Genomic DNA, 12,465 nt, shown 5'->3' with positions numbered 1-12,465 from the left:
GCGATCGGCGCGGCGATCCAAGGCGCGGTCATCAAAGGCGACGTAAAAGACGTGCTACTGCTCGACGTGACTCCGCTAAGCCTCGGCATTGAAACCCTAGGTGGCGTGATGACCAAGATCATCGAGAAGGGAACTACGATACCTACGAAAAAATCTCAAACCTTCTCAACCGCAGAGGATAACCAAAGCGCCGTTACGATCAACGTCTTGCAGGGCGAGCGCGAGTTCGCGAAGGACAACAAATCGCTAGGAAATTTCAATCTTGAAGGCATCATGCCAGCCCCTCGCGGCGTGCCGCAGATCGAGGTGGAATTTAACATCGACGCGAACGGAATTTTAACCGTTTCGGCAAAAGACAAAGCCACCGGCAAAGCAACCGATATCCGCATCACCGGCTCAAGCGGCTTAAGCGACGCTGAGATCGATAAGATGGTAAAGGACGCCGAGCTTCACAAAGAGGAAGACAACAAGCGCAAAGAAACCGTCGAGGCGCGCAACCAAGCCGATAGTATCGCACATCAAACCGAAAAGAGCCTAAGCGAGATGGGCGAGAAGGTACCGAGCGATCTACGCGCTAAGATCGAGGGCGCGCTAAATGATCTAAAAGCCGTGCTAAAGGATGAAAACGCGAGCAAGGAAGCGATAAACTCTAAAGTAGAAGCCCTAAGCAAGGTCGCCGAGGATCTATACAAGGCTGCCAGCGCAAATCAAGGTGCGCAAGGCGGATCGCAAAGCAGCGGTGCAAACGGCGGTAAAAAAGACGACGACGTCATCGACGCCGAAGTCGAATAACACCAGCGCAAAGTGAAATTTTATAGCCGCGCGCTCGGTAGTTTTGCCTGCGCTTGAAAAGTAATTTTACCGGCACGCGGCAGAAGCGGTTCCACAAACCGCGCATAAAATTTCATAACTTCATAAGCTCGGGCGTTTTTCATACGCCCGAGCTTAACCGCAACTTCAAATTAAATTCATAACAAACTAAAATTTTTGAGTCACACATAAATACTACTAAATTTTGCGCTGTATAAATATCGCTAGACATTAAAGTATATCCGAACGCGACTGAAATTTCTCCGTACCGATCTCAAATATAGCTGAAATTTTAAGCCTATTGCCTACAAACGAAGCTGCGATAAATTTAAATGTATGGCGAGAAAGTAAAAAATGTATCGTAAAAAGACGCGGTAAAAAACGCCCGCTAAATTTAGAAGCAAAAGAGCTAAATTTAAAGGCGCGCGGATTGATTTATGAAAAAGCAAAAGCCCAAAGACGGCGCTTCGCCTTTGGGCTTTAAATTTAGCCTTATTTAGCTAGAGCTAATTCTTGCGAGTATTCGCATCAGGGGTGAAAAGCGGCTTATTTAGCAGCTTGAAATCGCCTACGAACTTCTGCCCCTTCTCGCTAGTAATCCATTTGATGAAGCGCTGCGCGTTTTCGTAGTCGGCTTTTGGGCAATGCTTCGGATTGACCGCTATTACGGAGTAAAAATTCTTTAGATCGTTATCGCCTTCGTTGATAATAACCATATCCGGATTTCCCTTTTTATTATCCTCGTATTTGATGTAAGTGCCGCGATCGGTGAAGGTCACGCCCTTTTGCTCGGCGGCTGCATTGATCGTAGCGATCATGCCTTGACCGGTCTGGTTATACCACGCCTCGTTTTCAGGTACGGCGCCCTCAACCTTTTTCCAAATTCCTTTCTCTTTGTTATCGGTGCCAGATTTGTCTCCGCGAGAGAAAAATTTAATCTTCTCCGCCTTGATTAGCTCAAACGAGCCTTTAAGGTCCTTGCCTTTAAATTTAGGCGCGATCGATTTATCGGCGATGAGGATAAAATCATTATACATAACAGGCGTGCGGTCAACGCCGAAGCCTTTTTCTACGAATTCTTTCTCGACCTTCGGCGAATGCACGAAAAGTATGTCCGCATCGCAGTTCTCGCCAAGCTTTAGAGCAGCACCCGTACCTACCGCCGTCCATTTGATATCGACGCCGGTTTCCGCCTTATACGCAGGATAGATAGCGTCTAGCAAGCCCGTATTATCGGTACTCGTTGTAGTTGCCATCACCAAATCGTTATCGGCGGCAAAAAGGCTCGCGCTAAGAGCGAGCGAAACAAAAAATATTTTTTTCATGTTATCTCCTTAAAAAATGTGCTATTATAGCATATAAATTTGGTTTATAAATATGCCAAAATAGAATATTTAGGACGCGATCTTGGACTTTATTTTAGAAGGAATTTTAAGCGCATTCGGACTGCTTCTTAGCGGCGATGCGGAGACCTTTTCGGCGATTAAAGCGACGCTTTATACTTCGAGCATCTCGATACTTTTCGCGATTTTAATCGGCTTTCCAATAGGATTTATCCTCGGATTTTATGAATTTCGCGCTCGCAGAACGCTTAGACTTTTAAGCGACGTAGCGCTTGCGATGCCCACGGTAGCGATAGGACTGATCCTTTACGCTTTCATCTCCAGAAACGGCCCCTTGGGCGAGCTGGGGTTGCTTTTTACGCTCAAGGCCGTGATGCTCGGGCAGTTTGTGCTGGCACTTCCCATCATCGTCTCGCTAAGCGCCAGCGTCATCGAAAATATGGACAAAAAACACTATCTAAACATTATGAACTACCGACTAAGCCCACTAAATTTAATCCTTTGCGTGCTTTACGAGCTGCGCTACGGCTTACTGGTCGTCATCGCCACCGCTTACGGGCGGATCGTCGCCGAGGTAGGCGTAGCGATGATGATCGGCGGCAATATCAAATATTTCACCCGCACGATCACCACGGCGATCTCGCTTGAGACCAACAAGGGCGAGTTTGCGATGGGTATAGCGCTCGCGCTGGTGCTGATTTTAATAGCGTTTGCGGTAAATTTAGCCATCTACGCGCTAAAAAGGCTGGATCGATGAGTGCAGATAAGCTAACACATCCGAACAAGAATTTCACGGACAAAAACCGCGCGGAACGGGAGCGCGAAAATTTTATGAGCGAAAATTTAACGGACGCAAATTCCGCCGCCGAGAATTCTACGGACATAAATTCTATGCGCGTAAATTTCGCCGCCGAGAATTTTGCGAGCAAAAATTTCACTACTGGAAATTCTACGAGTGTAAATTCTGCAACCGAAAATTCCATTAGCGCAAATTCTGCGGGTAAAAATTCCAAGAGCGAGAATTTTGCGAGTGAGAATTCTGCGAGAAAGAATTTTACAAATGAGAATTCCGCCGCCACGCAAGCTGTACCCGATAGCGAGCTGATCTCAGTGCGGGATCTGGTGTTGCGCTACGGACGGAGCGAAATTCTAAATATCCCTAGCCTCGATCTAAATACGAGCGGCATCACGGCGCTTTTGGGTTCCAACGGCAGCGGCAAATCCACGCTGCTGCGGATTTTAGCCTTTTTGCAGCGTCCGAGCGGCGGCAGCGTGGAGCTTTGGGGGCAGCGGGCGCCCTCTTTGCAGACGCTGCGGCAAATCTGCTTGCTACTGCCCGAGCCCGTGCTTTTAAAACGCAGCGTGGAGCAAAATTTTAAATTTGCGCTCAAAAGTCGCGGCGCGCTTGCGGAATTTGACGAGCGGGTTGATGAGGCGCTCGGCCTAACGGGACTTGATAGAAGTTTTTTATCGAAGAAGCATTTCGAGCTTAGCTCGGGGCAGACGCAGCGCATCGCCTTTGCGCTCGCTTTGGCGCAGCGCGCGAAGCTCTATCTGCTCGACGAGCCAACCAACAGCCTCGATCTTGCCGCTTCCAAGCTCTTTGCGCGCGCGATTTTATTTATGCGAAGCCGCTACGGCTGCGGCTTTATCATCGCCAGCCACGATGAGAAATGGCTCAGCGCGATCGCGCAAAGAAGCGTATTTCTGCATCGTGGCAAGATATGCGAGTTTGAATACAAAAATATCTTTGACGCGCAAAACGGGGTTTTAAAATTTTCGGATGAAATTTCGCTGCGCCTTGAAGAGAGGCTCACACGCGCTCGCAAAATCGCGATAAATCCGAGTAAAATTTTATTATCCCAAAGCCCGTTTGAGCGCTGCTTCGCGGGGATTTTGCACTCGATTTCGCTTCAGTACGGCTCCTCGCTACTCATCAAGATCAAGGCGGGCGACGTGTTGCTAAAATGCGTCACGGCGCAGGATGAGCGGCGCTGGAGCGCGGGCGAGAAGATCTATTTCGGATTTGAAAACGGCGCGTTTTTAGGGCTGGAGTAATTCTGCGCGAAGTGCGGATAAACTTAATTTTGCTTTAGAATTTTTATTCGCGCGACACTAATAAATTTCATTTCTGCCTCAAATTTTCACTGCGAACCATCTAGCGCGGCGTGCCCGGCGAAACAGAGCGCAAAAATTTACGCCTTTAAATTTTAAAATTTATAGACGCAAATTCTACCGAGCGGCGCAGCGCGGAATTTTAAAATTCTAAATTTTAACTCTGCGGAATTTGCCTGCAAATTTATAGGCGGAATTCTCCGCGGAGCATGCCGTTTATTTCGCCTACAGTGCAAAGGCGTAACGATGGTAAGAATTCCGCGGCGCAAAACTCGCGTAAAATTCTAAAGAGACGGTACGGAATTTCGATAAATTTTAAAAACGGTGCGGGATTTTATAAAATTTCACGAGCTTAAAAAGCGGCAAAGCCCTAACCTCACGCCGCTTAAATTTTCCCGCCGAACATCTCATACATCGCCTTTTCCTCGCCCCAAAGCTCGCGGTGCTTTTTGACGCAGGATTTTATCGCGCCAACTAAATAGAGCACGTCTTGCTCGGCGTGCGTGTAGTGCAGGCTCACGCGTACGAAGCCGGGCTTGCTCTCTGGCATGCGCCCCTCCTTGATACCCAGCAGATCGTGAGCGTACGGCCCCGCGCACATCACGCCCGCGCGCGTCTGGATACCGAAATCGTTGCTAAGGCTCGCGGCGAAATCATACGCCGAGACGCCGCGCACGTTAAATGAAAAAATCGGTAGCCGCGGCGCGCCCTTTGGAGCGTAGTTTATGATCTCGTCTATGCCTGCTAGCTCGCTCTCAAAAAGCCGTGCAAGCTCGTCTTCGGCGCTTTTTATCCTCTCAAAGCCCACCTCGTTTCGCAGCGCGTAGGCTAAATTTGCCCGCATGAGCCCGATAATAGGCGGCGTACCGCCCTCCTCTAGCTGCTCGGGGTTTTTCAAAAATACGTGCCCTTCGCGGCTGGCGTAGGCGACCGTCCCGCCCGCGGCAAATGTCGGCACGTCGCTACTGAGCAGCTCTTTTTTGATCGCCAAAAGCCCGCAGCTAGCAGGCCCTCCTAATAGCTTATGCGGCGAGAGGAAAATAGCGTCGAAGTAATCGCAGTCTAAATTTGCGTGCGAGCTCAGCGCCGCGCAGTCAAAGGCGACGATGCCGCCCGCGGCTCTGATTAGCTCGCTGATTTTTTTGTAGTCACTGACGACGCCCGTGACGTTTGAGGCGGCGCTAAACGAGCCGATGATGCGGCGTCCCGCATTTAGCTTCAAGATGCGCTCGAGTGCTAGCAGATCGATCTCGCCCGATTCGCTAAGCGGCACGCGCAGGTAGTCGCAAAGCCCCTCGCGAAAGCTAAGCTCGTTTGAGTGGTGTTCGTATGGCGAAACGAGCACGAGCGGAAGCTGCGCGGCGCGTAAATTTGCCTCGCCGATCGCGCTTCTGGTTGCAGGCGGCAGGTAGATGCCAAGCAGCTCCTGAAATTTCTTGATCGAGGCCGTCGCGCCCTGCCCGCAGGCGATGAGATAAAACCGCTCGTCAAGCCCTAGTAGCTTTTTTAGACTCTCTCGCGCGCCCTCGTAGCGCCGCTGCGTGATGATGGCGCTAGAGCTACTATCGGAGTGTGTGTTGGCGTAGGTTTTTAAAATTTCGCCTATCTCGCGCTCTACGGGCTCGTAAGCAAGTCCCGAAGCCGCGAAATCAAAATAGTGCACGCCCTGTTTTAGGATGATATTTTTTCGAATTTCGTCTAAGCTTAGCATTTGCGACCTTTAAAATTGAAGTGATTAATTATAGTGAAATTTGGATTAATTTAAGGCTTTACGTCCTAGCGGGGAGGAATTTTAATGAGAATTTAGAAAAGCTTTGCCCACTATATTACTTAATTTCTGATGCTATATAGTTTTACTCTTTCAAATTTATTGATTACTATCTAGTTTTTTAGCTGCTTCTTGTCTTAGAATTTCGGCATAATCTTTTATATCTATTTTCTCGCCGTTATGTAGAATTTTCACTTTCGCTTCCTCTAGCATTTCCTCAAAATTTAAATATTTAAAAAATGTCTCAATATCGAATGCCTCGGTATTGTTTTTATCTTTGAGGCTACTTTTTTGCAAAATCTCTTCATCGCTCAGCCCATTGCCGCAAAGAGCTTTATATCTATCTATTTTCATATTATAGAAATTTAATATTTTAATATCCGGTTCTAGCTTAGTACATTTTTTATCATTTGGCATATAGCCGAAAAATTTTATAAAATCTTTTTCTTTCCAGTACCCATCCGTTCCTTTTTCTTTTTCTTCGTTATTTTTAACTTCCCATCTGCCTCGAAGAGCCCAATCATATGATTCTAAAATCTTTTCTCCATAGCAGTAATCATTCATATGGTTTATGTAAGACTCCTTCTTTTTTATAGATCCAACTAAACTATCCAAACAATTTCTATAAGCCGTAACAATATCATCTTGACTCGGTAGACCATCTATATTATATTTTATTAATAATTCTAATTTATCTTTATACATCATATCCCGCGGAAGAAAAGTATAAATAGATTTTTTAAATATTTCCTTTTGTTTAAACGAAACGCCGTTCTCACTTAAATAATACAAAGGACCTTCATATGCTTTCGGTTTCATACCTCTTTGTAGCATCATATCGGCAATTTCTATCAAATTACTATATATTGCATAGTTTAATGGATAAACAGGATCTTTTGAGTGATCATGATTGATTAGACACTCAGTACGTAATTTTATATCTATATTGTTGCCAACTATGATTTCGGTGTCGTCAGAATATCTAGGGCAAACTATATAGCCCTGCACCATTTTGACTTCTTCAAATTTAACCCCGTTGTCTAAAAGCAGTCTTACCGCTTTAGTAGCATTATTTTCTATAGCATAAGCCATAGCGGATAGCTTGTATTCGTCTTTTTTATATATATCCGCACCTAGCTTTATAAGCTCTTGAGTGGTATTTGTATCATTCCAAAAGCTAGAATACATCACGGGCGTTACCCCTCCGTGCATAGTATGATCAACGGATAGATTGTTATCTTTCATAAATTTTAAAATTTCATCAGTTTGCTTGCTTTTTAAAAGTCTTTTTAGCTCTACGTCTGTGGCGGGTTCTTTAAATACGTTTTTCGGATTTGAATTGTAATCTATATCCCAGTAGCGAAACGCAAAACTTTCAACTTCTTCTTGAGTTACGTATTTGCTAAGACCCGGCACTTTGGAGACATTAGTATCTGAAGTAACGGTAAAATTAGTTCGTTTGCGCTCCGTAAGACCCGATCTTTCGCCTAGCAGATACAGCGCGCATGCGACTACCACGCAGATAGCGTAAATAAACCGAAGTTTGAAGCTTTTCAAAATTTCCCCTTAGAATTTTGCCCGCGACTATATCCAATCAGTACTTAATAAAATATAAATACTATATAGGCGAAATAGGCAAAGTTAGCTGAAAAATGCGGTTAAGCCGGGTTTGAATGATGAAATCTTTCGAGTAAATTTGGCGAACGAATGTCGTCATAGACCATATTTGCGTAATCGTATCCCTATTTGCACGCTACGCTAGGCTCTATATCCGAAGCTCGTTCGCCGTAAATTTTATCGCAACATCTTTGCGCAAGCTCTTCTTGAAAGCACAAACCACCGAATTATCGTAGTGCTAATGAGCGGCGAGCAGCCGCTGCGCATCACAAAGAGCCGCTATTTTGCGGATCTGTTCACAGGCTGCTCGCGCGGTCATGAAGTGCGCTTCGCGCCTATTTGCCGATAAAATTTTTCTGCAGCCACTCCATCGCTTTTTCTTCGCTTTCAAATCTGCCGCTTTTGGCAACTTGAAACTGCCCCTCGTAGAAGCGAATTCTGATACCGTCTTGGACGCTATCTACCTTGATGCGCGTGATCCTGTCTTTGTTTAGATAGGTTCGTTCGTTTAGCTTTACAAACATCGTTTTCTCCTTTAAATTTAATGGTTTTTATCTGCCGCTTTACTTGCGTCTTTTTCGCCCTCTTTTTTCAAAAAAAGCTCCTTAAAGCGCTCGTTTGCGTAGTTTTCTATATCGCTTTGCAGCTGCTTATACGCGGCGATCAGCTCATAGGCACGTGCATTTAGCGTCGTGCCTGCGGCATTGCCGCCGCCTTGCTTAGTGCTAAAGAGCTCCTCTTGCAGATTTTTTTGTAAAATTTGCAGATGGCTCCAGCACTTTTTATAGTTCATCCCCAAAACTTCGGCCGCTTTAGAGATAGAGCCCGTTTGAGCGATCACATCTAGCACTTCGGTTTTGCCCTTGCCGAAAATGAGCTCGCCCTGCGCATTTTCGATCCAAGTTTTTGTTTTTACCCTCATTCTTTTGCCTTTCTTCTCCTTAAAGCAGCCCAGCTGACAATATTTCACGTCTATGCCGTGCTCCTTAAGCGTAGAGCGCACTGTATCAAACCCTACTCCGCCGCTAGCTACGGCGCGGGCGTCGCGACAAAAAATCCGTCTTTTCTCATCCAAAAGCGGATCTAGCTTTTGCAGTGCCTTTATGCTGCCTCCGCTACATTGCAGCTTGCCGAATTGCCCGAGTTCGCAGCGATCTATCCGTATCCCTTCGCGTGCCGCGAGATCTCCTACGACGCTTGCATCTACGCCCAATTTGGCGGCGATCTTAAACGCCGCGCCACAATCGAGCTTGCCGCTTGGATTTAGTAAATTTAAAATCAGCCTTTTGATCTCGCTCGCTTTTTTATCGTCTATCTTGATATCTATCTCCATGCCGCCCTCTTAACTCAAAATTCTCTCTTCGCCGCTATAAACGTTTAAATTTTCGCCGCGCGCGAAGCCGCAAAGGGTAAGATCAAATTTACGCGCGATCACGACGCCGAGGCTCGTAGGAGCCGTACGCGAAACAAGCGCGCTAACGCCGCTCATCACGGCTTTGGCGACCATTTCGGAGCTTAGCCTACCGCTCACCAAAAGAAGCGAGCCCTGAGTATCGCACCCCGCCAAGGCCGCCTTGCCGACCGATTTATCGATGGTATTGTGCTGGGCGATATCCTCGCCGATAAAATACTCGCCGCTCGCGGTAAAGAGCTTTGCGGTGTGCACGCAGCCGGTCATCTCGTAAAGCTCGCACTGCGTGTAAAACTCGCTCATCAAATTTAAAATTTCATTCTTATGAAATTTAGCGTCCGAGCGGACTTTGCGCGCCGCCATCGCCTCAGGATCGATATTTGCCGTAGAGCTGCGCCCGCAGCCGCTGATGATGACCTTTTCGGCATCGAAGCTATTTAGCCGCTTTTCGTTTATCTCGCCGCAAACATTCACGCTAAGCCCGTCCGGCGCGAGCTCTATGCTCTTTATACGGCTTGGATCCGAGATCAAATTTTCGCTCAGCAAATAGCCTATCGCAAGCGCTTTCTGATCGCTCGGAGTCGCCATCAGCGCGCCGAAACGCTTGTCGTTTAATAAAATTTCAAGCTTGATCTCGCGCACCAAGATATCGCTTACGATCCTTCTTTCATCGCCTTTAAATTTAACTATCTCCGCTCTATAAATCGGCTCCATAGACCTTCCTTGTTTGAATTTCGCCCGTATCGTAGTGAAATTTTGCTTAAATAGCCTTAATTCGCCGAAGTAAAGCCGTCGCACCGAAGCGGAATGCGTAAATTTAAATCGCTCGCATTTTTGAATTTAAAAAATCGCGTGAAAAATTCCACGAGCCGCTCGCACCGTGCGCACAAGCGGCTATAGAGCGCCCGCGAAGATAAAATTTAATCAAATTTAGCTGCAGCCTCGATTAAATTTCATCCTTGCAAAGCGGGCGGAACTTGCCGCCCAAACTACTTATGAACCGGCGATAGATAAGGTTTTTCAGAGTGCATCGACATCTCATTTTGTCTTCTGAACTCGATAAACTCGCTCTCGCTAAGCTTTCTGATATTTGCGATCGTCATTTTTAGCGGCGGGATGCCCGATAGCGGATCCAGATCGCCCGCATGCACGAGCTCGTTGCCGTCGGCCTCGCTGTAATGGAAGGTCGTAAAGATCGTGCCCTCTTTAAGATCAGGATTTATACGAAGCTTCGCGGCGATCTGACCGCGCTTATTTTTGACAAGCGCGTAGCAGCCTTCGGTAAGCTCGCGTTCGCGTGCGATATCGGGGCTTACCTCGATGAGCGCGCCTTCTGCACCTGCGCCGTATTCCAGCGCGCGGCACTCTCTCGTCATCGTGCCGGGGTGGTAGTGATAAACCTTGCGCCCGGTCGTAAACAAGCACGGATAGACTTCATCCGGTATCTCGCTAAGCGCGCCACTTCCCACCGGATAATCATCCGGGATTTTCATCTTGGCTCTAAAATCCGCCTCCGCTTTAGCGCGCTCATTTTTATCATCTACATAAAGCACCGGCACCATTCTAAATTTACCATCAGGCAGCATCGATTTATGATCTGCATAAAGAACCGGTGTGCCCGGATGATCTTCATCAGGACATGGCCAGCTGATGCCGCCTAGCTTATCTAGCCTATAGTAGCTAATACCGCCGAAAAATTTAGGCATTAATGCACGCACTTCGTTCCAAATTTCTTCCGCACTTAAAAAATCAAATCCTTCAAGTCCCATTCTTTGTGCGATATTGCAAACAACCTTCCAATCAGGCTCTACGCCAGGAGCCGGCTCGCTTGCCTTGCGCGTGCGCTGGACGCGGCGGGAAGTATTTAAAAAGGTGCCGTCCTTCTCGCCCCAGCCGGCAGCAGGTAGTACGACGTCAGCCTTCTGTGCACTCTCGGTAAAGAAAAGATCCTGCACGATAAAGCAATCCAAATGGTGTGTTGCATGCACGAAGTGTTCCGTCCAAGGATCGCTCATTACAGGGTTTTCGCCGTAAACGTAGAGCAGCTTCAGCTCACCACTATCCATTTTATCGGGTGCGACAGTAAGCTTAAAGCCTGGAGTTGGATTTAGCTCGAAGTGCCATACTCTGCGCGCCTGCTCCTGAGCATAAGCGGAATTTACTGCACCCGCCGGAATGACGTTAGGTAGCGCGCCCATGTCGCATGCACCTTGGACGTTGTTTTGACCGCGCAGAGGATTTACGCCTGCGCCTCTTTTGCCTAAATTTCCTGTCAAAATGGCTAAATTTGAAAGCGAAAATACGTTTGACGTACCGTCGCTAAACTGCGTGATACCCATCGTGTAGCAGATCGCCGCTGCGCCTGCTTTAGCATACATTCTAGCAGCTTCGATTACGAGCTCTTTTTTCACGCCAGTCTCGCGCTCGAATCGCTCAGGGGTAAAGTCCTTAACCGCTTCTTTTAGATACTCATAGCCGTGAGCGTAGTTTTTGATAAACTCGTCGTCTTGCAGATTTTCAGCAATGATAACATTCATAATGGTATTTAGCGTCTTGATATTCGCGCCCACTGGGATTTGCAGATAGATATCAGCTTTTTTCGCCATATCTGTGCGCTTCGGATCTACTACGATCATCTTGGCGCCGCGCTGCAATCCTCGCTGCATCTGCATAGCAATGATCGGGTGACACTCGCTCGTGTTGGTGCCGATGAGTAAAAATACGTCCGTATCGGTAGCGAATTCTACCAAATCGTTCGTCATCGTTCCGTTTCCTAGCGTGTTGGCAAGACCTGCCACTGTAGGAGCGTGTCAAAGACGGGCGCAGTGATCGACGTTATTGCTGCCCTGGGCACGGAAAAATTTCTGAAAAACGTAGTTGTCTTCGTTATTTGAGCGCGCCGAGCTAAAACCCATTATTGAGCTTGGACCATATTTAGCGACGGTCTCTTTAAATTTAGACGCTACAAAATCATAAGCCTCTTCAAAGCTTACCTCCTCAAGCTTACCGCTTCTATCAAATACTCCGTTTTTCTTACGGATCATAGGTTTGGCAAGGCGTTTTGGAGAGTTTACGAACTCCCAGCCGAACATCCCTTTTAAGCATAGCTCGCCGTCATTTACGTGGTGGGCCTGCGTAGGGCGCGCGTTTACGATCCTGCCGTCTTTTACGATAAGATCGATACCACAGCCGGTGCCGCAGTAAGGACAAGTCGTTTTGACAATCTTTTCTCTGGATTGCATAATATTCCTTTCAAGAATTTTGGTTTGCACGGCTATTATACTTTCTAGATTATAAAAGAATTTTTAAATTAGTGAATTTTTTTAAGCAAAATTTAAGCAATATGCAAATCCAGCATATTAAATTGAATAGTTAAAATTTGCGCTTTTGCTTCGATAATG

10 protein-coding genes are annotated in these 12,465 nt (G+C 47.0%); 3 read left to right on the top strand and 7 right to left on the bottom strand.

Annotated features, from left to right (window positions below; translation table 11 throughout):
• Positions 1 to 792: Hsp70 family protein (locus tag Q0605_RS08600; RefSeq protein WP_298706190.1), on the top strand; the 792-nt coding region annotated here is incomplete at its 5' end.
• 524 nt (positions 793 to 1,316) lie between these two features.
• Here the strand turns inward: Q0605_RS08600 and tupA are convergent.
• A complete protein-coding gene (gene tupA / locus Q0605_RS08595) occupies positions 1,317 to 2,135 on the bottom strand; it encodes a tungstate ABC transporter substrate-binding protein TupA (RefSeq protein ID WP_291937738.1) in 819 nt (272 codons plus the stop codon).
• Positions 2,136 to 2,217: 82 nt separating this feature from the next.
• Here tupA and tupB point away from each other — a divergent pair, with 82 nt between their 5' ends.
• Positions 2,218 to 2,910, top strand: a complete 693-nt coding sequence (gene tupB / locus Q0605_RS08590) for a tungstate ABC transporter permease TupB (protein ID WP_298706187.1) — start codon at positions 2,218 to 2,220, stop codon at positions 2,908 to 2,910.
• Positions 2,907 to 4,211 carry a tungstate ABC transporter ATP-binding protein TupC gene (gene tupC / locus Q0605_RS08585; protein ID WP_298706184.1) on the top strand — a complete coding sequence of 435 codons (1,305 nt, stop codon included), beginning with the start codon at positions 2,907 to 2,909 and terminating at the stop codon, positions 4,209 to 4,211. The genes tupB and tupC overlap by 4 nt, the downstream gene beginning before the upstream one ends.
• 442 nt (positions 4,212 to 4,653) lie before the next feature.
• Here the strand turns inward: tupC and Q0605_RS08580 are convergent, their stop codons facing one another.
• The 6 genes from Q0605_RS08580 to Q0605_RS11425 form a co-directional block, all read right to left on the bottom strand.
• Positions 4,654 to 5,979 carry an aminotransferase class V-fold PLP-dependent enzyme gene (locus Q0605_RS08580; protein WP_298706182.1) on the bottom strand — a complete coding sequence of 442 codons (1,326 nt, stop codon included), beginning with the start codon at positions 5,977 to 5,979 and terminating at the stop codon, positions 4,654 to 4,656.
• 156 nt (positions 5,980 to 6,135) lie between these two features.
• Positions 6,136 to 7,593 (bottom strand): ankyrin repeat domain-containing protein, encoded by a 1,458-nt coding sequence (locus Q0605_RS08575; protein ID WP_298706179.1) that lies wholly within the window; start codon positions 7,591 to 7,593, stop codon positions 6,136 to 6,138.
• Positions 7,594 to 7,988: 395 nt separating this feature from the next.
• The gene (locus Q0605_RS08570) at positions 7,989 to 8,177 is read right to left on the bottom strand and encodes a sodium-dependent tyrosine transporter (protein ID WP_177388229.1); all 189 of its coding nucleotides are present in this window, start codon (positions 8,175 to 8,177) and stop codon (positions 7,989 to 7,991) included.
• 17 nt (positions 8,178 to 8,194) lie between these two features.
• Positions 8,195 to 8,986, bottom strand: coding sequence for a LysR family transcriptional regulator (locus tag Q0605_RS08565; RefSeq protein WP_297882023.1), 792 nt, complete (start codon positions 8,984 to 8,986; stop codon positions 8,195 to 8,197).
• A 9-nt stretch (positions 8,987 to 8,995) separates the two neighbouring features.
• On the bottom strand, positions 8,996 to 9,778 hold the full coding sequence (gene fdhD, locus Q0605_RS08560) for a formate dehydrogenase accessory sulfurtransferase FdhD (protein WP_298706175.1): 783 nt from the start codon (positions 9,776 to 9,778) through the stop codon (positions 8,996 to 8,998).
• A gap of 275 nt (positions 9,779 to 10,053) precedes the next feature.
• Positions 10,054 to 12,306, bottom strand: a complete 2,253-nt coding sequence (locus Q0605_RS11425; RefSeq protein WP_363317215.1) for a molybdopterin-dependent oxidoreductase — start codon at positions 12,304 to 12,306, stop codon at positions 10,054 to 10,056.
• Between the last annotated feature and the right edge of the window lie 159 nt (positions 12,307 to 12,465).

Source organism: uncultured Campylobacter sp. (assembly GCF_938017705.1).
Classification (GTDB): Bacteria; Campylobacterota; Campylobacteria; order Campylobacterales; family Campylobacteraceae; genus Campylobacter_B.
This window is presented reverse-complemented; position numbering and strand designations above follow the sequence as displayed.

Excerpts from the sequence above, each read along its gene's own strand:
- tupA (WP_291937738.1), bottom strand. The coding sequence starts at position 2,135 with ATGAAAAAAATATTTTTTGTTTCGCTCGCTCTTAGCGCGAGCCTTTTT.
- tupC (WP_298706184.1), top strand. The coding sequence starts at position 2,907 with ATGAGTGCAGATAAGCTAACACATCCGAACAAGAATTTCACGGACAAA.
- Q0605_RS08580 (WP_298706182.1), bottom strand. The coding sequence starts at position 5,979 with ATGCTAAGCTTAGACGAAATTCGAAAAAATATCATCCTAAAACAGGGC.
- Q0605_RS08570 (WP_177388229.1), bottom strand. The coding sequence starts at position 8,177 with ATGTTTGTAAAGCTAAACGAACGAACCTATCTAAACAAAGACAGGATC.
- Q0605_RS08565 (WP_297882023.1), bottom strand. The coding sequence starts at position 8,986 with ATGGAGATAGATATCAAGATAGACGATAAAAAAGCGAGCGAGATCAAA.
- fdhD (WP_298706175.1), bottom strand. The coding sequence starts at position 9,778 with ATGGAGCCGATTTATAGAGCGGAGATAGTTAAATTTAAAGGCGATGAA.